This window comes from Acidovorax sp. sic0104 (assembly GCF_019219095.1).
Taxonomy (GTDB): Bacteria; Pseudomonadota; Gammaproteobacteria; order Burkholderiales; family Burkholderiaceae_C; genus Acidovorax.
In genome coordinates, this window is the sequence record NZ_JAHUWH010000012.1 from 138,796 (window position 1) to 165,349 (window position 26,554).

24 protein-coding genes are annotated in these 26,554 nt (G+C 68.1%); 10 read left to right on the forward strand and 14 right to left on the reverse strand.

Translation table 11 applies throughout. The features are described from left to right. Positions 1–10: 10 nt before the first annotated feature. Together KW835_RS19010 and KW835_RS19015 are read right to left on the reverse strand one after the other, a co-directional pair. Positions 11–3,193 (reverse strand): efflux RND transporter permease subunit, encoded by a 3,183-nt coding sequence (locus KW835_RS19010; protein ID WP_218385293.1) that lies wholly within the window; start codon positions 3,191–3,193, stop codon positions 11–13. Positions 3,194–3,207: 14 nt separating this feature from the next. After that, positions 3,208–4,419 (reverse strand): efflux RND transporter periplasmic adaptor subunit, encoded by a 1,212-nt coding sequence (locus KW835_RS19015; RefSeq protein ID WP_255593658.1) that lies wholly within the window; start codon positions 4,417–4,419, stop codon positions 3,208–3,210. A gap of 214 nt (positions 4,420–4,633) precedes the next feature. On the opposite strand from KW835_RS19015, the gene hpnC reads away from it, so the two are divergent. After that, complete coding sequence (gene hpnC, locus KW835_RS19020) at positions 4,634–5,527, forward strand: squalene synthase HpnC (RefSeq protein WP_255593668.1); 894 nt, start codon at positions 4,634–4,636, stop codon at positions 5,525–5,527. A 54-nt stretch (positions 5,528–5,581) separates the two neighbouring features. Here the strand turns inward: hpnC and KW835_RS19025 are convergent, their stop codons facing one another. Beyond that, positions 5,582–6,547, reverse strand: a complete 966-nt coding sequence (locus KW835_RS19025) for a LysR substrate-binding domain-containing protein (RefSeq protein ID WP_255593659.1) — start codon at positions 6,545–6,547, stop codon at positions 5,582–5,584. 275 nt (positions 6,548–6,822) lie between these two features. On the opposite strand from KW835_RS19025, the gene KW835_RS19030 reads away from it, so the two are divergent. The 9 genes from KW835_RS19030 (at position 6,823) to KW835_RS19070 (ending at position 16,941) form a co-directional block, all read left to right on the forward strand. Continuing rightward, positions 6,823–7,254, forward strand: coding sequence for a RidA family protein (locus KW835_RS19030; RefSeq protein WP_218385296.1), 432 nt, complete (start codon positions 6,823–6,825; stop codon positions 7,252–7,254). Between the two features lie 377 nt (positions 7,255–7,631). Continuing rightward, positions 7,632–9,032 carry an L-serine ammonia-lyase gene (locus tag KW835_RS19035; RefSeq protein ID WP_218385297.1) on the forward strand — a complete coding sequence of 467 codons (1,401 nt, stop codon included), beginning with the start codon at positions 7,632–7,634 and terminating at the stop codon, positions 9,030–9,032. Positions 9,033–9,175: 143 nt separating this feature from the next. Next, the gene (locus tag KW835_RS19040) at positions 9,176–10,075 is read left to right on the forward strand and encodes an amino acid ABC transporter substrate-binding protein (RefSeq protein ID WP_255593660.1); all 900 of its coding nucleotides are present in this window, start codon (positions 9,176–9,178) and stop codon (positions 10,073–10,075) included. A 241-nt stretch (positions 10,076–10,316) separates the two neighbouring features. Next, positions 10,317–11,156, forward strand: a complete 840-nt coding sequence (gene hpnD, locus KW835_RS19045; protein ID WP_218385299.1) for a presqualene diphosphate synthase HpnD — start codon at positions 10,317–10,319, stop codon at positions 11,154–11,156. A 64-nt stretch (positions 11,157–11,220) separates the two neighbouring features. Next, positions 11,221–12,528 carry a hydroxysqualene dehydroxylase HpnE gene (hpnE, locus tag KW835_RS19050; protein ID WP_218385300.1) on the forward strand — a complete coding sequence of 436 codons (1,308 nt, stop codon included), beginning with the start codon at positions 11,221–11,223 and terminating at the stop codon, positions 12,526–12,528. Positions 12,529–12,633: 105 nt separating this feature from the next. Further along, complete coding sequence (locus KW835_RS19055) at positions 12,634–13,647, forward strand: tripartite tricarboxylate transporter substrate binding protein (RefSeq protein WP_218385302.1); 1,014 nt, start codon at positions 12,634–12,636, stop codon at positions 13,645–13,647. Positions 13,648–13,799: 152 nt separating this feature from the next. After that, complete coding sequence (locus KW835_RS19060) at positions 13,800–14,468, forward strand: response regulator (protein ID WP_218385303.1); 669 nt, start codon at positions 13,800–13,802, stop codon at positions 14,466–14,468. A 2-nt stretch (positions 14,469–14,470) separates the two neighbouring features. Next, positions 14,471–15,892 (forward strand): sensor histidine kinase, encoded by a 1,422-nt coding sequence (locus KW835_RS19065; RefSeq protein ID WP_218385304.1) that lies wholly within the window; start codon positions 14,471–14,473, stop codon positions 15,890–15,892. Next, a complete protein-coding gene (locus KW835_RS19070; RefSeq protein WP_370633656.1) occupies positions 15,889–16,941 on the forward strand; it encodes a tripartite tricarboxylate transporter substrate-binding protein in 1,053 nt (350 codons plus the stop codon). Before KW835_RS19065 ends, KW835_RS19070 begins: the two co-directional genes overlap by 4 nt. 593 nt (positions 16,942–17,534) lie before the next feature. On the opposite strand, the gene KW835_RS19075 is transcribed toward KW835_RS19070, so the two are convergent. The 11 genes from KW835_RS19075 to KW835_RS19125 form a co-directional block, all read right to left on the reverse strand. Beyond that, positions 17,535–17,747, reverse strand: coding sequence for a DUF2788 domain-containing protein (locus tag KW835_RS19075; protein ID WP_007859622.1), 213 nt, complete (start codon positions 17,745–17,747; stop codon positions 17,535–17,537). Next, positions 17,744–18,592, reverse strand: coding sequence for a DUF2189 domain-containing protein (locus tag KW835_RS19080; protein WP_218385306.1), 849 nt, complete (start codon positions 18,590–18,592; stop codon positions 17,744–17,746). Before KW835_RS19080 ends, KW835_RS19075 begins: the two co-directional genes overlap by 4 nt. Before the next feature lie 86 nt (positions 18,593–18,678). Then, a complete protein-coding gene (locus KW835_RS19085) occupies positions 18,679–19,386 on the reverse strand; it encodes an HAD-IA family hydrolase (RefSeq protein WP_218385307.1) in 708 nt (235 codons plus the stop codon). A gap of 184 nt (positions 19,387–19,570) precedes the next feature. Next, positions 19,571–20,617, reverse strand: coding sequence for a LacI family DNA-binding transcriptional regulator (locus KW835_RS19090; protein WP_218385309.1), 1,047 nt, complete (start codon positions 20,615–20,617; stop codon positions 19,571–19,573). Next, on the reverse strand, positions 20,614–21,618 hold the full coding sequence (locus KW835_RS19095) for a D-glycerate dehydrogenase (RefSeq protein ID WP_218385370.1): 1,005 nt from the start codon (positions 21,616–21,618) through the stop codon (positions 20,614–20,616). Before KW835_RS19095 ends, KW835_RS19090 begins: the two co-directional genes overlap by 4 nt. A 14-nt stretch (positions 21,619–21,632) precedes the next feature. Continuing rightward, entirely contained in the window at positions 21,633–22,604 is a 972-nt protein-coding gene (locus KW835_RS19100; protein WP_218385310.1) for a sugar kinase, read from the reverse strand. Further along, on the reverse strand, positions 22,601–23,347 hold the full coding sequence (locus tag KW835_RS19105; protein ID WP_218385312.1) for a sugar phosphate isomerase/epimerase: 747 nt from the start codon (positions 23,345–23,347) through the stop codon (positions 22,601–22,603). The genes KW835_RS19100 and KW835_RS19105 overlap by 4 nt, the downstream gene beginning before the upstream one ends. Before the next feature lie 81 nt (positions 23,348–23,428). Next, entirely contained in the window at positions 23,429–24,217 is a 789-nt protein-coding gene (locus KW835_RS19110; RefSeq protein ID WP_255593661.1) for an amino acid ABC transporter ATP-binding protein, read from the reverse strand. Between the two features lie 48 nt (positions 24,218–24,265). Beyond that, positions 24,266–25,072: a transporter substrate-binding domain-containing protein gene (locus KW835_RS19115; protein WP_218385313.1), complete on the reverse strand. Its 807-nt coding sequence runs from the start codon at positions 25,070–25,072 to the stop codon at positions 24,266–24,268. A 74-nt stretch (positions 25,073–25,146) separates the two neighbouring features. After that, positions 25,147–25,800 (reverse strand): amino acid ABC transporter permease, encoded by a 654-nt coding sequence (locus KW835_RS19120; RefSeq protein WP_218385315.1) that lies wholly within the window; start codon positions 25,798–25,800, stop codon positions 25,147–25,149. 12 nt (positions 25,801–25,812) lie between these two features. Beyond that, positions 25,813–26,484: an amino acid ABC transporter permease gene (locus KW835_RS19125; RefSeq protein ID WP_218385316.1), complete on the reverse strand. Its 672-nt coding sequence runs from the start codon at positions 26,482–26,484 to the stop codon at positions 25,813–25,815. Positions 26,485–26,554 lie beyond the last annotated feature (70 nt).

Genomic DNA, 26,554 nt, shown 5'->3' on the forward strand with positions numbered 1-26,554 from the left:
AGGCTGGGAATCATCTCCCTCCAAGAAGCTCCGGCGCAGGCCGTTTCACACGGAACCACGCAGCGTACATCGCAGGCAGCGCCAGCAGGGTCAGCACGGTGGCCACCACCAGCCCGCCCATGATGGCCACGGCCATCGGCCCCCAGAACACGCTGCGCGACAGCGGGATCATCGCCAGCACGGCAGCGGCGGCCGTGAGCACGATGGGTCGCAGGCGGCGCACGGCCGATTCAACGATGGCATCCCACGCGGGGATGCCCTTGGCTCGGTCCTGCTCTATCTGGTCGATCAGGATCACGGAATTGCGCTGGATCATGCCCATGAGCGCAATCACACCCAGCAGTGCGACGAAGCCGAACGGCCGGTTGAGCAGCAGCAGGGCGCCCGATACCCCTGCGATCCCCAGGAAGCCGGTGATGTACACCAGGAACGCACGGCTGAAGCTGTGCAGTTGCAGCATCAGGAGCGTGAACACCAGGAACAGCATGATGGGCACACCCGCGACGATGGAGCTGGTGCCCTTGGAACTTTCCTCCACGGCACCGGCCACTTCGATGCGATAGGCGCCCTGCCCCGCGTTGCGCCATTTGTGCTCGATCTCATTGAGCGCCGGCCGCAGCGCCGCCGTCACCGTGGCACCCTGCAGGCCCTCCGTCACATCGCCCTGCACGGTGATGGCGTAGTCGCGGTTCTCGCGCCACATCACGCCCGGCTCCCACGTGAACACGGGCTTGGCGATCTGCGTGAGCGGGATCGACTTGCCCGAGGCGGTGGGCAGGTAAGCGTTGGCGATGTCCGTGATGGCATTGCGTTCGTCCAGCGGCTGGCGCAGCACGATGTCGATCAGCTTGTCGCCCTCGCGGAACTGACCTACCTGCGTGCCTGACAGGATGGTCTTGGAGGCCTGCGCGATGGACTGGCTCGTCACGCCCAGAGCGCGGGCCTTGGCCTGGTCAACCTCCAGGCGCAGCACCTTCACGGATTCGTTCCAGTTGTCGTTCACGCCACGCATGTCGGCGTTCTGGCGCAGCACGGCCTTGACCTCGTCAGCGCGCTCGCGCAAAACCCGCGGGTCCGGCCCCACCACGCGGAACTGCACCGGGTACGGCACGGGCGGCCCGTTGGGCAGCAGCTTGACCCGGCCGCGCACCTCGGGAAATTCCTCGGCCAGCAGCGTGGGCAGCTTCACGCGCAGGGATTCACGCACCTTCAGGTCCTGCGGCAGCACGATGAACTGCGACACGTTGCTTTGCGGGAACACCTGATCCAGCGGCAGGTAGAAGCGCGGCACGCCAGAACCCACCCAGGTGCTGACAGAGCTCACGCCCGCCTCGGCCATGAGGCGCTTTTCCACGCGCTTGGTCACTTCCTCGTTGCCCGCGAAAGAGGTGCCTTCCGGGAACCAGATGTCCACCAGGATCTCGGGGCGGCTCGAATCCGGGAAAAACTGCTGCTGTACCTTGCCCATGCCCACGATGCCCAGCACGAAGATCAGGATGGTGATGCCGATGGTGATCCAGCGGTGCGCCACGCACCAGTTCACCAGACGGCGGAACGCGCGGTAGAACGGGCTGTCGAACACTTCGTGCGCGCCTTCGGCGGTGCCGTGGTGCTCCTGGGCATGCAGCACATGGGCCGGCACCTTGAGCAGCAGCGTGCCCAGGTAGGGCACGAAGTACACCGACACGATCCAGCTCAGGACCAGCGCGATCACGGTCACGGCGAAGATGGCGAAGGTGTACTCCCCCGTCGTCGATTTGGCCAGGCCGATGGGCAGGAAACCCGCGGCCGTGATCAGCGTGCCGGTGAGCATGGGCATGGCGGTGATCTCGTACGCGAAGGTGGCTGCGCGCACCTTGTCGTAGCCCTCTTCGAGCTTGAGCACCATCATCTCCACCGCGATGATCGCGTCGTCCACCAGCAGGCCCAGCGCGATGATCAGCGAGCCCAGCGAAATCTTGTGCAGGCCGATGCCCCAGTACCACATGGCCAGGAAGGTCACGGCCAGCACCAGCGGGATGGTGATGCCCACCACCATGCCGGGGCGCGGGTCGATGTACCAGCGCTTCCACAGCGGCTGCTTGCCCGGACGGCGGTGAAAACCCAGCGCAATGAAGCTCACGGCCAGCACGATGACCACGGCCTCGATCAGCACCTTGACGAACTCATTGACCGAGGTGGACACGGCCTTGGGCTGGTCCTGCACGTTGACCAGGCTCACGCCCGCGGGCAGCGTGCCGGCAATGCGGTCGGCCGCGGTGCGCAGCGCCTTGCCCAGCGCGATGATGTCCCCGCCCTTGGCCATTGACACACCCAGCGCGATCACCTCACGGCCCTGGTGGCGCACCTTCACGGTGGCCGGATCCACATAGCCCCGCTTGACTTCTGCGATGTCGGACAGGCGCAGCTGGGCGCCCGAGGGTCCACGGATCGGCATGGCGGCAAGGTCTTCGATCGCGTTGAACTGGCCTTCCACCCGCACCTGCACCTGGTCCTGCGGCGTCTGGATGGCGCCCGCGCTTTCCACCGCATTCTGCTGGCCCAACTGGGCCAGCACCTGGTTCATGTCCAGGCCCAGCTGCGACAGGCGCTTTTGCGAGATTTCGATGAAGAGCTTTTCGTCCTGCACGCCGAAGAGTTCGACCTTGGCCACGTCAGGCACGCGCAGCAGTTGCTGGCGCGCGTCGTCGGCGAACTGTTTGAGTTCGGCGTAGCTGAAGCCTTCGGACTCCAGCGCGTAGATCACGCCGTACACATCGCCGAAGTCGTCGTTGAAGAACGGGCCCTGGATACCCTGCGGCAGGGTGTAGCGCATGTCGCCCACCTTCTTGCGCACGCTGTACCAGACATTGGCCACATCGCCGGGCTTGGAGGAGTCCTTGATCTGGAAAATGATCTGCGACTCTCCGGGCTTGGAATAGCTGCGGATCTTGTCCGCGTACGGCACTTCCTGCAGCGTGCGCTCAAGCTTGTCGGTGACCTGCTCGGCCACCTGCTGCGCCGTGGCGCCGGGCCAGTAGGTGCGCACCACCATCGCGCGGAAGGTGAATGGCGGGTCTTCATCCTGCCCCAGCTGGAAGTAGGCGACAAAGCCCAGCAGCATCAGCACCAGCATCAGGTAAAGCGTGAGCGCCGGATGGTCGAGCGCCCACTTGGAGAGGTTGAACCCCTCTTTGGGTTGTACTTGCGTCATGGCAGCGGCCTTTTTTACTTGGCGTTCGCGCTGGCGGCCGCGGCAGGAGCAGGCGCTGCAGCAGATGCGGGACTTGCTGCAGTATTTATAGCTGCTTGCGCTTTACTGGCGGTCTCTGTAGCCGTTTTTGCCTGGTAAACCACCACCTTCTGCCCAGGCGAGAGCACGTGCACGCCCGTGGCCACTACCTGTACGCCCGGCGCGAGGCCGCCGGCCACCACGGCCTCGTTGCCGTCGGCGGTGGCGATCTGCACCACTTGCGACTTCACGGTGCTGCTGGCGGGGTCGTACACCCACACCGCCGTGGCCTGGCCTTCCTGACGCAGCGCACTGGTGGGCAGCTTGATGGCAGGTGTGCCCGCATGGCTGAGCACCTTGGGCTTCACGTAGACGGTGGCTCCCAGCGGCGGTACGTCCGCACCATCGATGGCGACCTTGACCTGGTAGGTGCGGGTGGCCGCGTCGGCACTGGCGGCCACTTCGCGCACACGCCCGACCAGCTCCGCCCCGCCGGACCAGCCGCGCACCGTGACCTCGGAGTCCGGAGTGATCACGCCGACCTTGTCCTCCGGGACCGCGAACACCACATCGCGCGGCCCGTCCTGGGCGATGCGCACCACCGGCGTGCCGGCTGCGACCACCTGGCCCGGCTCGGCGTCGATGCCGGTGACCACGCCCGACACATCCGCCACCAGCGTCGTGTATGCCGCCTGATTGCCCTGCGATGACAGTTGCGCCCGCGCCTGATCCAGCGTGGCCTGCGCGGCCTTGAGCGTGGCGTCACGGCGCTCCAGCTCGGCGCCGCTGATGAAGTTCTGGTCCTTGAGCGCCTGGTAGCGCTTGTAGTCGGCAGCCGCCAGGTCGCGCTGCGTGGTGGCCGATGCCAGTTGCGCCCGCGCGGCATCGGTGGCCAGCTGGTAGTCCTTGGGGTCCAGTTGCGCCAGCACCTCGCCGGCGCGCACTCGCTGGCCCAGTTCGGCCTGGCGTTTGACGATCTTGCCGGCCACACGGAAGCCCAGGCGCGACTCCACCCGCGCGCGCACCTCGCCCGAGTACTCCAGGCTGGTCTGCAACGCGCCCACGCCCACGGTCAGCAACTTGACGGAGCGCACAGGCTCCTCAGGAGGTGTGGGGCGCGAGCAGGCGGCCAACAAGGCCACGGTGGCCAGCACCAGCAGCGGTCTGGAGGGCCAGTAGGAAGACCGCTTGGCGGAGGGTGTGCGCATGAGAGATCCGATGAAATTGATGTGAACCGTCAGGAACTGCATGAACAAACGCAGGCGGCGGGCAGGCCACGCAAGCCCGCGCCGAACGCGGATGAACCGCACGCTCCAGATTTGTGTATTTGTTTAATGACTGACCGGTTAGTAATCTATGAGAAGCCCCCCCGTGTTGTCAAGCGACAATTCGGGCGTGAACGACCCCACAAGCCCCCCCTCCCTGAACACGCCTGCTCCCGCTGGCACGCCGCCGGCGGCTGCAACGACAGCATCCACCGAAGCCCCGCCAGTCACGCACTACGAGAACTTTCCGGTCGCGTCCTTGTTGTGCCCGCCCCACCTGCGCCAGCCCATTGCCGCCATCTACGGCTTCGCCCGCACGGCGGACGACATTGCCGACGAAGGCGATGCGCCGCCGGCAGAGCGCCTGGCCGACCTGGCCGCCTACCACGCCGACTTGATGGCGGTCGCCCTGGGCCAAGCCCCCTCGCCGCGCTGGGCCAGCGTTTTTTTGCCGCTGCAGGCCGTGCTGCGCAGCCACCAGTTGCCCGTGCCGCTGCTGGCCGACCTGCTCAGCGCCTTCGCGCAGGACGTGGAGAAAACGCGTGACGCCGAGGGCTACACCGACCGCGCGGAACTCCTGGACTACTGCCGCCGCTCGGCCAACCCCGTGGGCCGCCTGCTGCTGCACCTTTATGGCGTGCACGGCGACGAGGCGCTGCGCGAGAGCGATGCCATCTGCACCGCGCTGCAGCTCATCAACTTCTGGCAGGACCTGTCCGTGGACATTCCCCGGGGCCGCCACTACCTGCCGCGCGCCGACTGCGTGACCCACGGCGCCAGCCAGGCCGACCTGCTGGCGCTGCGCGGCACGAGCGAGAACGCCCGGCTCATCGTCAACTGCGCCCGGTGGGCTCGCGCCACCATGCAAAGCGGCGCGCCCCTGGTTCACCGCCTGCCCGGGCGTGCTGGGTGGGAGCTGCGCCTTGTCGTGCAAGGCGGCCTGCGCATCCTTGACAAGGTCGACGCACTGCAGGGCGGCAGCCTGCACACCCGTCCGCGCCTGCACGCGTGGGACTGGTGCGTGATGCTGGCGCGCGCCCTGGTGATGTAGCTGTGCGATGGATGGCGGCGCGCGAAGTGGCGCTGCAAAGGCCAGCCGCACAACTCAGGGCGCCGACAGCCAGTCGCAGAATGCCATCGACACCGGGTCCTGCGCAGCGCGCGCGGGCCGCAGCCAGTAGTACTGCTTCTCGCCCGACAGCAGCTCGGCAAACGGCATGACCAGCAGCCCGCTGGCGAGCGCCTCGCCCATGAACCGGGGATTTCCCAGCGCCACACCCAGACCCTGGATGGCCGCCTGCACGCTCAGGTGGGCATGATCGAACACCAGATCGCCAGCAGGCTGCAGACCGGGCGCACCGGCTTCTTCCAACCACTGCTGCCAGACAAGGGGCGTAGACCGGCTGTGCAGCAGCGTCAGACGCGCCAAGTCCTTGGGCGTCTTCACGCTCCGGCCGCCTGCCAGCAGCGCGGGGCTGCACATGGGCGTCAACTGGTCCGGCAGGAATGCGCCCAGGCTGACGTCCCGCCACCCCGTGCGGTCGGGCAGCGCCGCCACGTCGGCATCGGCAAAGCAGCGGATCGACACGTCGTACTGCGCGGGCTCGAAATCCAGGTAGCCCACCGTGGTCACCAATTGCACATCCAGCCCCGGCATCTGCGCGCAAAAGCCCGACAGGCGAGGGATGAGCCACTGCGAGGCGAGCGTGGACGTGGCGTTCACCACCAGCGTATTGCGGCGTGTCAGCCGCTCGATGCCCGCCGTGGACTGCGCCATCAGGTCCAGCGCACTGGTGATGCCTGGCAACAGTGCCGCTCCGGGCGTGGTCAGCGCCAGGCGCCGGCCGTCGCGCGCCACCAGAGCAACACCCAGCCACTCTTCCAGCGCCTTGATCTGATGGCTCACTGCGCTTTGCGTCACGCTGAGCTCGCGCGCCGCGTGGGTCACGCTCAGCAGCCGGCCTGCGGCCTCGAAGGCGCGCAGCATATTCAGTGGCGGCAGCCGGCGCGGCGCGCTGCCCGCCATCGCGGGAGCGGGCGACGCGCCATTTTTGGCATGAGCTGGTTTCATGATTAGCGGAAATATTGTCGATAGTCGTACGGAACAGCCCCTCGTACGATGCGGCACATGCACGGAAGAACACCGCCCGACTGGATAGATTTACTCATTATGTGCCGCATCTGCACGCCCCCGGTCCAGCGCGATTGCCGCCCGCCTCCATGCGTACCGTCACCGCCCGGACCCGACCGGCGCTCGCCGGCCCTGCGGTCTTTTCAGGTGGGGTGGCACGCGGTGAAGTCGGCCTGGGGCCCGCGGCCCCCGCAGGATCGCAAGGCATCCGCCGCATGAGCGCAGTCTGCCCCCGCCCAGCCACCGCGCCGGCGCAGGAAACTCGCTCTCCATCACCGGGCCCGTCGCCGCTGCGCGTGGCGGTTCGGCATGCGCTCGCCACCTGGTCCCTCCGCGTGGCCTATGTGACGCAGGGAGCTGCAGCAGGACCGGCGCATGACGCACGGCACCAGCTGCGCCATGTTTTCGCCACCGCCGAGCGCCTGCTGCGCGAGGCCGACGCCCACCTCGACCAGGTCGTGTCGTGCGAGGTGTTCGTGCGTGAACCCGAGGCCCGCCGCACCATCGAAACCCTGCTGTGCGACGGGGTGGCTCACTGGCCGGGCCGCGCGCGCCTCGTGCGCCAGCCCCCTGGCGCCTCCGTGCCCGTCGACGTGGCCGTAACCTTGTTGGTCTCTCAGCCCGACCCGGCCGCCCACGCACTGTAAGAAACATTCATGGGTGGCAAGCGGCGCCATGCCAGGCATGCCAATCAGCTTTCCATATCAAGCCAAAATGGCCGCAAACGCCCTACCATATTGCGCCAAATGCTATAAATACTGAAGCAATCGCTGCACGCAAAGCCTGCGGCGCCTGGCCATTCGGCAGCGCGCTCAGGGTTTGCGCGTGTGCGGCCAAGGGTCTGCGCGGTTAGCCTCGCGCCCACCCCGGCTCCAAGAGCGCCGGGGCTCACGGATGTCTGCTTTGTTGCCGTCGTCGACAGACCAGCGGCGGCGCCACCCGCGCCGCCGCTGCCTCCCAGGCACGCCATGGATTGCATCCGCGCCACCACGGACCTACCCGGACACCCGCCAAGCACGCCACCATGTCAGTCAGCGTATTCGACCTCTTCAAGATCGGCATCGGGCCGTCGAGCTCCCACACGGTGGGCCCCATGATTGCGGCGCGTCAATTCGCCTGCCATCTGCAGGCCGGCGCGGGGCTGGCGGCGGTGCACGCCATCACGGTCGAACTGTTCGGTTCGCTGTCGGCCACCGGCGTGGGCCACGGCACCGACAAGGCGGTGCTGTTGGGCCTTGCGGGCCATGAGCCCGACCGCATCGACCCCGATCAGATCGAGCCGGCCATTGCCGCGATCCGCGCCAGCCGGACACTGTGCCTGCTGGGGGAGCGCACCGTGCCCTTCGTCGAAAAAGACCATTTGCTCTTTCGCCGCAAGAGCCTGCCCCTGCACCCCAACGGCTTGAGCTTTCATGCCTTTGATGCCCTCGGCGCCGAGATCACCCAGCGCGACTACTACTCGGTAGGCGGAGGCTTCGTGATCGACGCTGCTGGGGAGCGCGTACTCAACCAGGCCGCCAGCGCGCAGGCCGACAGCGCCGGCCATGCCCAAGGCCTGCCCCACCCCTTTCGCACCGGCGCCGAGCTGCTCGCCCAGTGCCAGGCCACGGGCTTGTCTCCCGCGCAGGTCATGGCCTCCAACGAAGAGCACTGGCGCAGCGCCGCCGAGGTACGCCGCCAGTTGATGGCCATCTGGCGGACCATGGCCGGCGCGGTGCAGCGCGGCTGCGCCAGCACCGGCCACCTGCCCGGCCCCCTGCAGGTGCGCCGCCGCGCCGCCGAACTGCACCGAAACCTGAAGGCCCAGCCCGAGGCCGCGTTGCGCGACCCCCTGTCAATGCTGGACTGGGTGAACCTCTACGCCATGGCGGTGAATGAAGAAAATGCCGCCGGCGGCCGCGTGGTGACGGCGCCCACCAACGGCGCTGCCGGCGTGATCCCCGCCGTGCTGCACTACTACGTCAATTTCCTGCCCGGGGCAGATGACGACGGCATCGCCACCTTTTTGCTCACGGCCGGCGCCATCGGCATCATCTACAAGGAAAACGCCTCGCTCTCGGGCGCCGAGGTCGGCTGCCAGGGCGAGGTGGGCGTGGCCTGCTCCATGGCCGCCGGTGCCCTGGCCGCCGTGATGGGCGGCACGCCCGAACAGATCGAGAACGCCGCCGAGATCGGCATGGAGCACAACCTGGGCATGACCTGCGACCCCGTGGGCGGCCTGGTGCAGATCCCCTGCATCGAGCGCAACGCCATGGGCGCCATCAAGGCCATCAACGCCGCGCGCATGGCGCTGCGCGGTGATGGGCAGCACGTGGTGTCGCTCGACAAGGTGATCAAGACCATGATGCAGACCGGCGCCGACATGAAGGTCAAGTACAAGGAGACTTCGCGCGGCGGCCTGGCGGTGAATGTTGTGGAATGCTGACGCGCGCCACCGGCCACGCATGCAACTGACCCGGTGCCGGTACACAATCCGCGCTCCACACACCGGCCCACAAGGCGCGGCTGTTTTCCCTGCGTCCTGCGGCGCCACTCCAAGCCTCGCTCTCTTTCTTCATTTTCCCTTTCATGAAAATCTCCTCGATGCTGCGCCCGTGGGCGCTGATGTCTGCCCTGGCATGTGCTGCGCACGCGCCCGCATTGGCCGAAGACACCCTCGCCCGCATTGCCAGCGCGGGCGAACTGCGCCTGGGCCACCGCGAAAAATCCCTTCCGTTCTCGTACAAGGACGCCAACTCCGGCAAGGTGCAGGGCTACACGGTGGACATCTGCCTGCAGATCTTTGAGGAGATCAAGAAGGAGCTCAAGCGCCCCGACCTGAAGCTGAGCTACCTGCTGGTGGACGGCAAGAACCGCATCTCCGACGTGAAGAACAACATCGTGGACCTGGAATGCGGCGGCACGGCCAACACCGCTGCGCGCCAGAAGGAAATCGCCTTCAGCCACCACATCTTCGTGGCCTCGTCCGCCTTCCTGGTCAAGAAAAGCTCCGGCATCAAGACGCTGGACGACCTGCAGGGCAAGAAAATCGCCGTCCAGGGCAAGACCACCAACGAAAACCTGCTCAAGGCCAACGAACGCACCTTCGCGCGCAAGTTCAACTACGTACCGGTCGACAGCACGCTCGACGCCGTGAACGCCCTGGCCAAGGGCGAGGCCGACGCCGCGTTCGCAGACGACGCGGGCATCTGGATCCCGCTCACCCGCCTGGGCAAGGCCATGGACGAGTACCAGTTTCTCGAAAAGCGCCTTTCCGTCGAACCCTACAGCATCGGCCTGCGCCGCGACGACCCCAAGTTCAAGGAACTCGTGGACCGCGTCACCCGCCGCATGATCCAGAACGGCGAGATGGCCGCGCTGTACAAGAAGTGGTTCAGCTCCGAGCAGGGTACGCTGCCCATGAGCGTGTTCATGAAGGAAGCCCTGCGCCGCCCGAGCGACATCGGGGTCGAGCAAATCGCGTTCTAGCCCCCAAGGCTTTGACTCCCCCTGAGTCGCTACGCGCCTTCCCCCTAAGGGGGACGCACCCGGTGGCCTGGCGAAGCCAGTTCCACGGGTGCGCTGGCCTGGAGCGTGCCAGTTTCGCAGGCAGCGCGCTGAACGAAGAAGTTCGCACGCCGTCAAGAGGCCTCCATTTCCCACGAGACCACGGGCTGCCGGCAATTTGGCTCGCCAGCCAGCGCGCCGGCCCATGGGACAATCGCGCCCCATGACCCCACAGCAATACGTACAGCAAAAAGCCGTGGCCTCGGGCAGCAGCTTCTACTACGCTTTCCTGTTCCTGCCGGCCCCTCGCCGCGCAGCGATCACGGCGTTTTACGCGTTCTGCCGCGAAGTGGATGATGTGGTGGATGAAGTCTCCGACACCGGCGTGGCGCGCACCAAGCTCGCGTGGTGGCAGGGCGAGGTGGCCAAGGCCTATGCCGGCCAGCCCACCCACCCGGTGATGCAGGCGCTGATGCCGCACACGGGCGAATACGGCATAGAGCAGCACCACCTGCAGGCCGTCATCGATGGCTGCCAGATGGACCTGGAGCAGACGCGCTACCTCGACTTTGCGGGCCTCAAGGGCTACTGCCACCTGGTGGCGGGCATCGTGGGAGAAGTCACGGCACGCATCTTCGGCCAGACCGACGAGCGCACCACCCAGTACGCCCACACCCTGGGCCTGGCTTTCCAGCTCACCAACATCATCCGCGACGTGGGCGAAGACGCCATGATGGGCCGCATCTACCTGCCGGTCAGCGAACTGCAGCAGTTCGACGTGAAGGCGCACGAGATCCTGAAGCGCACCTACTCCGACCGCTTCACCGCGCTGATGCGCTTCCAGGCCGAGCGCGCGCACCGTCTCTACGAAGAGGCCCTGACCCTGCTGCCCGCAGCCGACCGCCGTGCGCAAAAGCCCGGCCTCATGATGGCCAGCATCTACCGCACCCTGCTGCGCGAGATCGAACACGAGAACTTCCAGGTGCTGCACCAGCGCATCCGCCTCACGCCGCTGCGCAAGTTCTGGCTGGCGTGGAAGGTTCAGGCACTGGGCAGGATGTGAGCCAGGCCGCCTCGCACGCGCACACCCCGCGCCGCCCCGCATCCGAACGACTGGACGTGCCGAGATGAAAGTCGCAGTCATCGGCGCCGGCTGGGCGGGCATGGCAGCGGCCATCGCACACGCGCAGGCCGGGCGCGAGGTCACGGTGTTCGAAGCCGCCCGCACCGTGGGCGGCCGGGCGCGTGCCGTGCCCGCCACGCTGCCGGGGGGCGAATCGGTCACGCTCGACAACGGCCAGCACATCCTCATCGGCGCCTACGCCGAAAGCCTGCGCCTGATGCGCCTGGTGGGGGTGGACGCCAGCGCCGCACTGCTGCGCCTGCCGCTCACGCTGCAGTTTCCAGACGGCCAGGGGCTGCAGCTGCCCGACCTGCCGCCACCGCTGGATGCCCTGCTGGGCATCGCGCGCGCCAAGGGCTGGAGCCTCGGCGACAAGCTCGCGCTGCTGCGCACGGCCACAGCATGGCAGTTGAAGGGCTTCCGCTGCGCGCCCGCGACCTCGGTGGCTGACCTGTGCGCGCCACTCACGCCCCGCCTGATGGCCGAGTTCATCGACCCGCTGTGTGTATCGGCGCTCAACACCCCCGCGCACCAGGCCAGCGGCCAGGTATTCCTGCGCGTTCTGCAGGACAGCCTGTTCAGCGGTCGCGGCGGCTCCAACCTGCTGCTGCCGCGCGCCGACCTGGGTGCGCTCTTTCCAGAGCCTGCTGCGCAGTGGCTGGTAACGCAGGGCCTCCACCAGGTCGTCACCGGCCAGCGGGTGCAGCGGCTTCAACCCCAGCCGGGCGGGCGCTGGCAGGTGATCTGCGCAGGCTCCGCCGAAGACGCATCACCCGTGTTTGACCACGTGACCCTCGCCTGCCCCTCCTGGGAGGCCAGCCGCCTGGCGGCCGGCGTGGCCAGCATCGCCGGACTTGCCGAGGCCGGCCGCTGGAGCGCCCTGGCAGGCGCCCTGAAGTTCGAGGCCATCACCACCGTCTACGCCCATTCGCAGGCCGCACGTCTGGCCCAGCCCATGCTGGCGTTGCGCAGCGGCCCGCACCACCCCGCACAGTTCGTCTTCGACCGCGGCCTGCTGGACGGCAACCAGGGCCTGCTGGCCTTCGTAGTCAGCGCCAGCGACGGCGAGCGCACCCGGATCGAGCAGCAGGTGCTGCAGCAAGCCGCCGCGCAACTGGGCATCAGTGGCCTGCAGCCCGTGCAGACCGTGGTGGAAAAACGCGCCACCTTTGCCTGCACGCCGGGCCTCGTGCGCCCTTGCATGCAAGTACTGCTCGGGCTGTCGGCCTGTGGCGACTACGTGGACGGCCCCTACCCCGCCACACTGGAAGGCGCCGTGCTCAGCGGCACCGCGGTAGCCGCCATTGCTTGACACCCCTTCCCCGGGAAAACCCCAGGGCGACTGACAGCTTTCCGAAAGCCCGTGGCGCGCACCATCACGGTCTGTCACGCCTACATGGCCTTCACGGAGACACACATGCCCATCGACCCGCAATTTCCCCACTACCTGCCCGCCACCCGGCGCCACCTGCTGGGCGCTGGCGGCGCCCTGGCGCTCGGCGGCATGCTGCCCACCCTGGCGTCGGCCCAGGCCGCCTGGCCGGCCAAGTCGATCCGCTTCGTCGTGCCTTTCGCACCGGGCGGCAGCTCCGAGATCGTCGCGCGCTCCACGGCGGCCGAGCTGACCAAGACGCTGGGCCAGAGCGTGTTCGTGGACAACAAGCCCGGCGCCGCCGGCAACATCGCCATGTCGGAAGTAGCCCGCGCCGACGACCAGCACACGCTGATCCTGGGCCACATCGGCACGCTGGCCGTGAACCCCTACATCTTCGACAAGCTGCCCTACGACGCCAACAAGGACTTCAAGCCCGTGAGCCTGCTGGCCAAGGTGCCCAGCCTGTATGTGGTGCACCCCGATGTGCCGGCCAAGAACCTCAAGGAGTTCATCGCCTATGCCAAGAAAAACCCCGCCAAGCTCAGCTACGGCTCGGCCGGGAACGGCAGCGCGGGCCACCTCGCGTTCGAATACCTCAAGATGACCGCCGAGATCTTCATGCTGCACGTGCCCTACCGCGGCACCGGCCCCATGATGACCGACCTGCTCTCGGGCCGCCTGGACGCGGCCGCCGTGGGAGCCGCTGCGCTGCTGCCGTTCATCAAGTCGGGCAAAGTGCGCTGCATTGCCACCGGCTCGGCCCAGCGCTTGCCCCAGCTGCCCGACGTGCCCACCGTGGCCGAGCAGGGCTTCCCGGGATTTGAGATGACGCAGTGGTACGGCATGCTGGCCCCCGCCACCCTGCCCAAGGAACACCTGGACAAGCTGGCCATCGAAACCGCCAAGGCTGTCAAGGCGCCCGACTCGCTCAAGCGCCTGAACGGCGACGCGGCCGAAGCCATCGGCGGAACCCCGGCCCAGTTCGCGCAGTTCATTGCGGCGGAACAGACACGCTGGCAAAAGGTGCTCAAGCGCGCACAAGTCAAACCGAATTGAGAAGCCCCCTGAGCCGCTTCGCGTCTTCCCCCCAAGGGGACGCCACCCGTGGCCTGGCAAAGCCAGTTCCACGGTGGCGCTGGCATGGATCGCGCCCGTATCAACCTCTCGCGTTGAATGGAAATATCCACCAACGACGGTAGCATCCCCTCATGCGCATCCTCCTGGCCGAAGACGAACACAGCCTGGGCACCTGGCTCAGCCGGGCGCTGGAGCATGCGGGCATTCAGGTCGAGTGGGTGAGCGATGGCCGCGTGGCAGACCGTTCGCTGCAGGAGCACGGCGACTACGACGCGCTCGTTCTCGACCTGGGACTGCCCGGCCTGGACGGCCATGCCGTGCTGCAGCGGCTGCGTGACCGCGACCAGCGCCTGCCCACGCTGATCCTCACCGCGCGCGATTCGCTGGACGAGCGTGTGCGCCTGCTCAATGCGGGGGCGGACGACTTCCTGGCCAAGCCTTTCGAGCTGGCCGAGCTGGAGGCCCGCCTGCACGCGCTGGTGCGCCGCGCGCGCGGCTCCGACCCGCCCCGCCTGGCCTGCGGGCAGTTGGCCTACGACACCGCGCGCAAGCAGTTTGTGCTGCAGGGCGAGCCCCTGGCGCTCTCGCCGCGTGAGCAAGCCGTGTTGCGCGTGCTGGTGCAGCGCAGTGGCGAGCCGTTTTCCAAGCAGCAGATCCTGGACCGCGTGTTCGTGGGCGATGAGGACGTGCACCCCGAGGCCGTGGAAGTGTTCGTGCACCGCCTGCGCAAGCGGCTTGACGGTAGCGGGGTGCGCATCGTCACGTTGCGCGGCCTGGGCTACGCCCTGGAAGCCTACTGAACATGGGCCTGGTCGCACGCTTGCGCCGCGCCAGCCTGTGGCGCTTGCTGGCCTGCCTGCTGCTGCCTTTGCTGGCCGTCGTGACGGGCGTGGAGTTGTGGATGACGCGGCACGACGCGCTGGAGGCCGCCAATGCGGCGTACGACCGATCGCTGCTGGGGGCGCTCAAGTCCATCGACGCCAACATCTCCACCGCATCGGGCGGGCTGTCGGCCGAGCTGCCCTACAGCATGCTCGAATTCTTCGAACTGACCGCCAGCGGGCGCGTGTACTTCCGGGTGGCTTCCTCCGACGGGCTGGTGGAACTGGGCAATGCCGACCTGCCGCTGCCGACAGGCGCCCTGGAAACCGGAGTGCCGCGTTTCTACGACGCCACCTACTTCGGCGAATCCGTGCGCCTGGCCGCTTACCGCCGCGCCATGCAAGAGCCGGACGCCGGCGCAAGGCCCGCGGCCGGCTTGCCCACCGACACCGCCACCGTGCTCGTGCAGGTCGCCGAAAGCACCCAGTCGCGCCAGGACTTCACGCGCCGCTTCGTGCACCGTGCTGCCCTGCGCGACGGCCTGGTTCTGGGGCTCATGGTGCTGGGCACGGCAACCACACTGGCCCTGGCGCTGCGGCCACTGGGCCGCCTGGCCCGCGAGGTGCAGGCCCGCAGCCCCGACGACATGACGCCCGTCGCCGGCGCCGAGCTGCCCGCCGACATCCGCCCTCTGGTCACGGCGGTCAACGCGCAGATGGCCCGCACGCAAGACCTGGTGGCGCAGCAGCGCCAGTTCCTGGACGACGCCTCGCACCAGCTGCGCACCCACCTGACCACCCTGCAGATGCAGATCGACTATGCCCGCCGCGAACCCGACGCGGCCCAGGTGCAGGACGCGCTCGCCGCGATCGGCAACGAGATAGCGCGCGCCACGCGCAGCACCCAGCAACTGCTGGCGCTGGGCCGCAGCGACACTGCTGCCGTGGACCTGGCCCCGTGCGACCTGGCCGCACTGCTGCGCACCGTGGCGCTGGAACTGCTTCCGCAGGCGCGTGCCCGGCAGATCGACTTCGGCATCCACAGCGCCACCCCCGAGCTGGCCGCCGTGGGCGACAGCGGGCTGCTGCGCGAGGCCCTGACCAACCTGGCCGCCAACGCCATTGCCTACACGCCGAACCACGGCACCATCACCGTGTCGGCAGCGGCCGACAGCCTGGGCTGGAGCCTCAGTGTGGAAGACAACGGCCCCGGCCTGTCGAGCGAAGAGCGCGATGCGCTGGGCCACCGCTACCGGCGCGGCTCGCAGGCCGTAGCGGGCGGCTCGGGCCTGGGCCTGGCCATCGCCCGGTCGATCGCCGAACGCCACCGGGGCCGCCTGCGCCTGGAGGCGCGCGACGGTGGCCCCGGTCTTCTGGCCATACTGTGGTGGCCGCGCCCATGACATACACACCGCCCCACTCCCCTCTCACCGCTCTGCAGGCCCCGGCGCTGCTGTACCGCCGCCAGATGCTGGTGGCGCTGGCGGCCGCCACGGGTGCGGGCGGCGCGTTGCCGGCGATGGCGTCCGATGCGTCCACGGAGCCCGCCGAATGCGTGGCCCCTTCGCGCCCAGGAGGCGGGTTCGACCTGACCTGCGGCCTGACCGCCCAGGCGGTGCAGGCCGTGCGCCCCGCGCGTGCGCCGCTGCGCACCCGCTACCTGCCGGGCGGCATCGGTGCGCTGGCTTTCGACCAGGTGGCCACCGGGCGCCTGGGTGGGCCCGGGACATTGGTCGCGTTCTCCAGCGGCTCGCTGCTCAACATCGCGCAGGGCCGCTTCGGGCCGCACCCGGTGACCGCCGTGCGCTGGATTGCCACGCTGGGCACCGACTACGGCATCGTGGCCGTGCGCCGCGACGCGCCCTACCAGCGCCTGCAGGACGTAGCTGCAGCGCTGCGCAAGGACACCAACCGGGTGGTATTCGGCGCGGGCGGCACACTGGGCAGCCAGGACTGGATCAAGGCGGCCCTGCTGGTGCGCGCCGCAGGGCAGGACCACAAGCGCATGCGCTTCGTGTCGTTCGAAGGTGGCGGCGAGGCGCTCAAGGCGCTGCGGGGCGGTCACATCGACATCTTCACCGGTGATGCGGCCGAGGCCATGCAGGCCGCTGCCCAGGGTGCGCCGCTGCGCGTACTGGCGGTACTGTCGCAAGCGCGCCTGGCGGGCAATCTGTCGGGCTTGCCCACCGCCCGCGAGCAGGGCATGGATCTGGTCTGGACCACCGTGCGCGGCCTGTACATGGCCGCCAGCGCTCCCGAAGCCGCCGCGCGCGCATGGACCGCAGCGCTGCACGACGCCCTGGCAGCCCCGGGCTACGCAGCCCTGTGCGCACAATACGGCCTGTACCCCTTTGCGTTGACGGGCACCGCGCTCGACGAGTTCGTGCAGCGCAGCCTGGCGGAATACCGCCGACTGGCGCAGGAACTGGGCCTCAGGACCTGGGCGCGCTGAGAACGTGTCGAGGATATTTCAAGGCCGCGCAAGCGCCTGGCCCGAGGGCTTGCCGCATGCGAGGGCGGGGAGCTCTGGCTGAAGGACTCCGCCTGCAAGGCCGTACAGGCTTGTCCTACCTGCGGCGTTCACCCACAAGGCGAGGCTGCAACACAGTCCTTCGCACCGCGCAGCCACCGGCCATGCTCCGATTCCGTTTCATGCCACCCCCTCTGGCCCCGTGCCACCGGCCCACAGTCCATCGCCGCTCTCTGGCGCGCAGCCAGGCACCGCAGCCGCATCTGGGCGCGGGCTGGTGGGCGCCGCGCACCACCCAGCTGGCCAGGCACGCGGTGCATGCGGACGGCATGCCCGCCAGCGCTGACTGGCCCGACCCGAGCGGCTGGCGAGGCCCTGCGCAGCCACGTGTTTCGGCATCCGCCGGGTTGTTGCGACAGGCAGCCCGGCAAGCCAGAAAACGCCGCACCGCCGCCCGACGGCAGATTGCCGGCCAACCGCTGCAGACAGCACGGCCTTGGCCGAGGCGGCACGGACGGTAGCGCAACGTAAAGATCGGGCTGAGGAACAGCGGGCGCTGCGGGCGGCGCGGCGCATCACCGCTCAAGCCACCACTGGATGACCACCTTGGCCAAAAAACCGATGAAACCCACGCCCAAGCCCAGGAACAGCACAAAGGTTCCGAACCGGCCGGCCTTGGACTCCCACGCCAGCTGGCCGATGATGAACAGCATGTACGCGATGAACGCGCCCACGCCATAGGTCAGGAAGAAGCCCGAGATCTGCGCCTCGGTGAAGCCAAAGATCACGGTGCCACCCCGCTGCCCTGGGTTGCAGCCAGGGCCGCATCACGCTCGGGCAAGCTCGACGCATCGACCAGGTCCCGGTACGCGTGCCAGCTGGCATGGCCCAGCATGGGCATCACCGCGATCAGGCCCAGCAGCAGCGAGCCAAGCCCCAGCAACGTGAACCCCAGGATCAGCGCTGCCCAGAACGCCATGGGCAACGGGTTGCCCAGCACGGCTTGCCAGCTGGTCAGCACCGCTTGCAGCAGCGTGGCACGGCGGTCCAGCAGCAGCGGCATGGCCACCACGCTGGACGCAAAGATGGGCGCGGCCATGAGGCTGCCCAGCGCCAGCCAGATCTCGAACAGCCAGCCCTCGCGCGCCAGCACCACGTGGCGCAAAAAATCGAGCGGCGTGGCGATGGGCACGGGGGCCAGCAGCGTGATGAGCGCGGCGGAAGTCATCACCCACCCCGTGGCCGCCAGCGCGAGCAAGGCGCCGAACTGCAGCATGCACCAGTAGTCGCTGCCCCATTTGTTGACGTGGTGGTTCTGCCAGTTGAGCCAGGTCTTGAGCACCACGCCCAGGTTGGCCGGTTCTCCCCGCTCCAGCGCGCGGCTGATTGCGTACAGGCTGGTGGCCAGCACAGGCGCCACCACCAGGAAGCCCGACAGCGCCCCGGCCAGCAACCAGAAACGGTGGTGGCCCACGGCAAAGATGGCGGCGCCGAACAGCGCAAGCGCCAGGCCATGCGCAAAACTCACCCAGCCTGCGCGGGCCATGTCTCGCCAGGCCAGCGCCAGCCAGGTCATGGGCTGCATGAGCCCGATGGTGCGCACGGCAGGCAGGGCGGGAGGTGTTCTCGGCATGCCTGCAGTGTGGCCGCGCAGGTGACCGAGATCAAGACCGCACTGGCACCGTCATGCCCGGTTCTTGATCTGGGACAAGAAACAACCTATGCCGTAAGCAGCCGGCAAAGCTCGGTGAGATTGCTCACCGTGGCATGTGGCGGCGTGTCATACGGCCAGGCGGCCTCGGCAGGGTTCAGCCACACGGCCTGCATGCCCGCGTCCATGGCGCCACGGGCGTCCAGCGTTGCATCGTCGCCCACGTGCAGCACCTCGTGGGGCGCCACCTGCAGCGCCTGCGCGGCCGCCTGGAAGATCCGCGCATCGGGCTTGGCCACGCCCAGCACCGAGGCGCTCAGGCTGTGCTTGAAATAGTGGCCGATGCCCACCTTGTGAACGTCGGCATTTCCGTTGGACACCGCCACCACTGGGTAGCGCGACGACAGGAAGGCGAGCGCCTCGTGCGCATCGTCGAAGAGCGTCACGCGCTGGCGCTCGGCGAAGAACAGGTCGAACGCGGGTTCTGCCAGCGCACCGTCATCGCCCGCCTGGGTCAGCGCCAGGCGTATGGATTCGCGGCGCAGCGCGCTCAGGTCATGTTGCAGGTCGGGCCGCAGGTTCACCATCTGGTTGCGTATGGAGCGCAGTGCTTCGGTGCTCTGGAACAGGCTCGCCGTGGCGGGCGCATGCTCGGTCATCCACTGCAGCAGGACGGCTTCGGCGCGTTCGATGGTGGGCCAGATGGGCCAGAGCGTGTCGTCCAGGTCGATGGTGATGGCACGGATGCGGGGGATGTCCAGGGAGGGGGTCAGCACGAGGGCGCACCTGCAGAAAATCAGCGTGAGTGGAGGGCCCGGCGGCGGGCCGGACTGCGATGGAACAGCATAACGCAGCGATTTGCTGCGGCGGATGGACTGCGCTGTGCGAGGCTCCGACAGGCTCAGCCCGAACGGAATGGGGTGGACGGTATGCAATCGAATGACGAACCGCCGGTCCCGATCACGCGCCCACTGACGAACCCCGCACGATGAGCGTGCCCGGCAGCAGGTTCTCACGCGCGGCGCCCTGCAGCCCACCGATGCGCTCCAGCAGGCAATGGGCAGCGCGCTGGCCGATGGCGTCGGTCGGCTGGGCCACGGTGCTCAGCCCCGGGCGAATCAGGGGCGCCCATTCTGGATCGTCAAAACCCACAAAGCCCAATTCCTGCCCAAAAGTCCACTGCAGCCTTGCCACCGCCGCTGCCACGCGCAGCGTGACGACCGAGTTGCCGGCCACCACGGCGCAGCGCCCCTTCGCCCCGGCACGTTCGCGAAAGTCCACAAGCGCCCGGGCCAGGGCGTCCTCGCCCTGCTGCGCATCGATCTCCAGCACCCGCCCCCGCACCTTTGGGCCCTGCGCTGCCATGCACGCCCGGAAGGCGCCCGTGCGCTCCAGCCGAGAGCTCACGCCATGCAAGGGCTGGGTGACATACAGCAGGCTCTTCCAGCCCTGCTCGACCAGGTGCGCGCAGGTCTCGCGCATGGCAGCCTCGTTATCCAGCGCCACAAAATCCGCGTCCAGTCCCGCATGCCGGCGGTCCACCAACACCGCCGGCTTGCCGTGCAGCGTGTTCACATCGGCCAGGCCCTCGCCCTGCCCCAGCGTGTTGAGGATGAATCCGTCCACCTGGTAGCTCGCCAGCGCATCGATGGCCGCGCGCTCGCGTTCACGGTCGTTGCCCAGGTTGAACAGCATCACCAGGTAGCCCGCTTCCTGGCACGCCTTTTCGGCGCCGCGCAGCACGGCCACCGAATACGGATTGGTGATGTCAGCCACCACCAGGCCGATGAGGCGCGAGCGGCCGTGGCTGAGCGCCTGGGCCATGGGGCTGGGCACGTAAGCCAGCTTGGCGATGGCAGCCTCGACGCGCGCGGCAATGTCGGGGCTGAGCAGGCGCTCGCGGTGGTTGAAGTAGCGCGACACCGTGGCCTTGGACACGCCGGCCTCGGCAGCAACGTCGGCGATGGTGGGGCGGGCGCGGGCGGCAGAGGGGGCGGGTGAGTTCATGCTTGCGCGGCGTTATACACGGCGGCGGGCCGCTCGCCCCCCAGCGCCTGCAGCAAATTGGTGGTGGCCAGCACGGCCATGGCGTGGCGCGTGCCATGCGTGGCCGATCCGATGTGCGGCAGCGGCGTCACGCGCGGGTGGGTGCGCAGGGGCGATTCGAGCGGCAGCGGCTCGGTGGCAAACACATCCAGGCCCGCTGCGCGCAGCGTGCCATGGTCGAGCGCGTGCAGCAGGTCCTGCTCGAGCACCGTGGCACCCCTCCCACCGTTGATGAAGATGGCACCGGGCTTCATGGCCGCGAACACGTCGGCATTGACCATGCCCCGCGTACTGCCCGACAGCGGCAGCATGGCCACCACAAAGTCGGACCGCGCCAGCAACTCGGCCAGCGGCACATGCGCAGCCTTGCCCACCAGTTCAGGCGCCGTGGCGGCCAGGTCCACAGGCCGGCGGGCGTGGTAGACCACCGGCATGCCGAATCCCAGCGCCGCACGGCGCGCGATGGCCTGGCCGATTCGGCCAAAGCCCAGCAGCCCCAGCGTCTTGCCATGCACATCGCTGCCGAACAGGTCTTCGCCGATGTTCTTCGTCCACCGGCCCTCGCGCACCAGTTGCGCCAGCTCCACCACGCGGCGGCTGGTGGCCATGAGCAAGGCGAACACGGTGTCGGCCACCGTTTCGTCCAGCACGCCGGGCGTGTGGCACAGCACGATGCCCCGGGCCTGCAGTGCGTCGAGCGCGTAGTTGTCCACGCCCACCGACACGCTGGAGACCACCTCCAGCCGGGGCGCCCGCGCCAGCAGCGCGGCATCGACGGGGTAGCTCGACCCGATAAGCCCCTGGGCGTGGCCCAGCGCCTGGTCGAACAGCGCGCGCTCTTCAGGCTTGCGGGGGTTGGCCACCGTCACATCGTGCACGGCCGCCAGCCGCGCCAGCTGGTCGGGCGGCAGCTCGCGGAACACCAGTACCTTCTTGCGCACGGCGTTGCGGCCATCCGCCATCGATTGCAGCACGCTCACAGCCCGGCCTCCCGCAACTGAGCCCGCGTGGGCAGGCCTTCGGTGTCGCCAAGCACCTGCACTGCCCGCGCGCCAATCCAGGCGCCGCGGCGCACGGCCGCGGGCACGCTCAAGCCTTCCAGCAGTGCGCTGATGATGCCCACCGCAAAGCCATCGCCCGCGCCCACGGTGTCCACCACCTGGGCCACGGGCACGCCGGGCACGCGGCCGGTGCCGGCCACGTCGCTGTCGTAGTAGGCGCCCTCGGGCCCCAGCTTCACAACCACCAGCCTGGCGCCCCGCTCGCGGTAGAAGCGCGCCACGCCTTCGGCCGTGGTTTCGCCGGTCAGGAACACGCCCTCTTCCAGGCCCGGCAGCACCCAGTCGGCATAGCCGGCCAGGGCGTTGATCCAGTGGCGCATGGCCTCGGGCGATGCCCAGAGCGTGGGGCGCAGGTTGGGGTCGAACGAGATGGTGCGGCCTGCGGCGCGCGCGACCTCGAGCGTGCGGATGGCTGCCTGCAGGCTGGTTTCCGAGATGGCCGCGAACACGCCGGTGGCGTGCAGGTGGCGCGCAGACCGCAGCCAGGGTTCGTCCACATCGGCCGGGCCCATCTGGCTGGCGGCCGAGCCCTTGCGGTGGTATTCGACCTGCGGGTCGCGCCCGTCGGTCACGCGCTCCTTGAACTGAAAGCCCGTGCGCTGAGCCGCATCGCACACCACGTGCGAGCAATCGATGCCCTCGCCGCGCATGGCGGCCAGCAACGCGCGGCCCATGGAGTCGGTGCCCAGGCGGCTGGCCCAGCCCACCTTCAGCCCCAGGCGCGCCAGGCCAATGGCCACATTGGTCTCGGCCCCCGCAGTGCGCTTGTGAAAGCCAGTGGCGTTCTCCAGCGGTCCTGGCTCGTTGGCCACCAGCAGCAGCATGGCCTCGCCGAACAGGGCCACGTCGAATGCGGTGTCGCCGGATTTGGAAACAGCGTCGCTCATGCAGCACCTCGCACGGCGCGGATGAAGTCCACCTGCTCACGCGTGACGGCCACCAGGTCGTCTCCCACCAGCGGGTATTCGATGGCATGCGGCACATCCCCAGGCAGCGCGCGCAGCACGGCTCGCCAGGGCGCAAGCGACTCGGCAAGGGGCACGGCCACCCACTTGCCCGGCAGGCGCTGCACGCCCTTGCAGTGCACATAGCGCACATGGGCCGCAAGGGCCTGCGCTGCCTGCAGCGGACATTCGCCCAGCCAGTGCCAGTTGCCCATGTCGAAGGTCATGCCCAGGTCGAGCCCCGCCTGCGCCTGCACGGCAAAGAAGGCCTGCATGGCGGCCAGCGTGCCGGCGGTGGTGGTCTGGTCGTTCTCGATGACCAGTTCCACCTGCGGGGCCGCCGCCAGCAGAGCCTTCAGCTGCTGCAGCGATGCGTGCGATGGCCCACCAAAGCCGCCGATGGACATCTTCAGCCGCGGCGCGTGCAGCTCCTGCGATGCGTGAATCCCGCGCCGCAGGGCAGCCTCGTCAAGCAGGCCGTCGTGGGTCCACAGCCCTTCGGGGCTGGAGTACACCGCGGCCCGGCCGGCCAGCGCGGGCAGCTCGGCAACCGAGTCGCGCAGCAGCTCGCCACGCACCTCCACGCCGTCAGCGCCGGACTGGGCGGCCAGCTCGGTGCACCACAGCTGGCCGTGGCGCCCGGTCTCGGCCGCGCCGAAGGAGGACAGGGAAATCAATACCTTCATGGGTGTTCTTTCAAGCCCATGGATCGGGCTTTCACAGGACTTGGTGTCTGTCGGGACTTGCGCCGCCAACGCTCAGCCCATTCAGTGGGCGTTGTGCGAGCTCAATATCTGGCCCAGGAACTGGCGCGTCTTCTCATGCTGCGGCTGGCCGAAGAACTGCGCAGGCGGGGCCTGCTCCAGGATCTTGCCTTCGGCCATGAAGATCACGCGATCGGCCACGCTGCGCGCAAAGCCCATCTCGTGCGTCACGCACAGCATGGTCATGCCGTCCTCGGCCAGGCCGATCATGGTGTCCAGCACTTCCTTGACCATCTCCGGGTCCAGCGCCGACGTGGGCTCGTCGAACAGCATCACCTTGGGGGCCATGCACAGCGCGCGGGCAATGGCCACGCGCTGCTGCTGCCCGCCCGACAGCTGACTGGGGTGCTTGTGCGCCTGCTCGGGAATGCGAACGCGCGTGAGGTACTTCATGGCCACCTCTTCAGCTTGCGCCTTGCCCATGCCGCGCGAGCGCATGGGCGCCAGCGTGCAGTTCTCGAGGATGGTGAGGTGCGGGAACAGGTTGAACTGCTGGAACACCATGCCCACCTCGGCACGCACCGCGTCCACGTTCTTGCCTCCGGCGGTCAGGTCGATGCCGTCGACCACGATGCGCCCCTTTTGCACCGTCTCCAGCCGGTTGATGCAGCGGATCAGCGTGGACTTGCCCGAACCCGACGGCCCGCAGATCACGATGCGCTCGCCAGCGCGCACCGACAGGTCGATGTCGGTCAGCACCTGAAAGCTGTCGTACCACTTGTTCACACCCTCCATCGTGATGATGGGGGGTGCACCGGCGGTGGTCGTCGTTGTGACTGCGTCCGTCGTCATTGTCAAGGGCTCCTGGGATGGCTGGGGTTCACGCTCAAGCGATATGGGTTATTGCAGCTTGGGAAGATCCGCGCCCAGCCACTTTTGGTAGAGCTTGTTCAGCTCGCCGTTGGCCGTGTTGCGGGCGACGAAGTCGTTCACCGCGCGGGTCAGCTCGTCCTGGCCGGGGCGCAGGGCGATGCCCATGGCCTGCTGCAGCAGGTTGAACTTGTTCTCGAAGGTGTTGGCGGGCACGCGCTTGGCGATCTGCGCCGCGACAGTGACCGAGCAGCCGATGGCATCGACCTGGCCGGAAATCAGCGCCTGCATGGCCGATGCGTCGTCGTCAAAGCGGCGGATTTCGGTGCCCTCGGGCGCGGCCTTGGTCACGGCCACATCCTGCGTGCTGGCACGGGCCACGCCCACGCGAACGCCTTTCAGGTCCGCCGCGCTCTTGATGGCGCTGCCCGTCTTGCCATACAGCACGATGGTGGCGGCCGCATAAGGCTGCGAGAACTGCACCTGCTTGGCGCGCTCGGGCGTGATGGCCAGGGACGCGACCAGCACATCGACCTTGTTGGTCAGCAGGAAGGGAATGCGGTTGGGGCCGGTCACGGGCACGATGTTGGCCTTCACGCCCAGCTCCTTGGCCAGCAGCTTGGCTACGTCGGCGTCGTAGCCGTCGGGCTGGTTCTGCGCGTTGGTGGTGCCGTAGGGCGGAAAGTCCACCAGCATGCCGATGGTCAGCTCGCCCTTCTTCTTGATGTCGGCCACGGACTGCGCGGCGGCCAGCGGCGCAAACGCCGTGAGGGCTGCGCCCAGGCCCATTGCGGCCAGGGCGGTGGTAACGGTGCGGCGGTGCAGGGAAAAGGTCATGGCATGTCTCCTGGTAGTTGGTGTGTGAACGAGAGAAAGAATGACAACGGACGTGCGGGCCTGCGCTGGCGACCTCAGCGCGCCAGCGCGCGGGCCCGCTTGCGCTCCATGTGCGCGGCCAGCAGCGACAGCGGCCAGCAGATCACGAAGTACAGCGCCGCCACGGTGGTGAACACATGCAGCGGCTGAAAGGTGGCGTTGTTGATGATCTGCCCGGCCCGCGTGATCTCGGTGAAACCGATGATGGCGGCCAGCGATGTCCCCTTGATGATCTGCACCGTGTAGCCCACCGTGGGCGGCAGCGCGATCTTGAAGGCCTGCGGCAGCACCACGAAGCGCATGCGGTTGACGTAGCTCAGGTTGAGCGCCTGCGCGGCCTCCCACTGGCCGCGCGGCACCGCCTCGATGCAGCCGCGCCAGATCTCGCCCAGGAAGGCCGCGCTGTTGAGCACCAGCGCCACGCCGGCGGCGATCCATGGGTTGATGTCGAACCCCAGCACCGGCGCGCCGAAGAAGATCAAAAACAGCTGCAGCAGCAGCGGCGTGCCCTGAAACACCTGGATGAACACCCGCGACGCGTTGCGCGCCACGACGCTTTCAGACGTGCGCGACAGCGCCACCACCAGGCCCAGCAGCGCGCCGCCCACGAACGCGATGGCCGACAGCGCCAGCGTCCACTGCGCGGCCTGCACGATGAAGAGGAATTCGGAGAGTCCGAAGGTACGCATGACTTGATTTCCTCAGCGACGGTCGGGGTAGTTGAGCGCGCGCTGGTAGATCAGCTTGAACAGCGCCGAGAACGACAGCGCCAGCGCCAGGTAGATCACCGCCACCACGATGTAGATCTCGAAGCTGCGGAACGTCTGCGACTGCAGGTTGGCCGCCACCGACGTCAGGTCGTCCGCCGAGATCACCGACACCACGGCCGAGCTGAGCATCAGCAGGATGAACTGGCTGGTGAGCGCGGGGTAGATGGCCTTGAGCGCGGGCTTCAGGATGACGAAGCGAAAGATCTCCCAGGGCTTGAGGTTGAGCGCCTTGCCGGCCTCGATCTGCCCCTTGGGGATGGACTCGATGCCCGCCCGCACGATTTCGGCCGCGTACGCCCCCAGGTTGACCACCATCGCCGTGAGCGCCGCCGTGTAGGGCGACCAGCGCAGGCCGATGGACGGCAGCGCGAAGAAGAAGAAAAACAGCTGCACGATGAACGGCGTGTTGCGGATGACCTCGATGTACGCGTTGATCAAGAACCGCAGCCACGCCGGCCCGCCCGTCTTGCCCCAGGCGCAGAAGATGGCCACCACCAGCCCCAGCACCGTGGCCGTGAGCGAAAGCTGCACGGTGATCCACGTGCCCTTGAGCAGCAGCGGCCATGCGGCAAAAACGGCGTCGAACTGGAACTGGTAATTCACGGCGTGGGTCGTTCGGATAGGATGCGCAGAGTTTATGAAACCGGTTTCATAACCGCATCGGGGATTACCC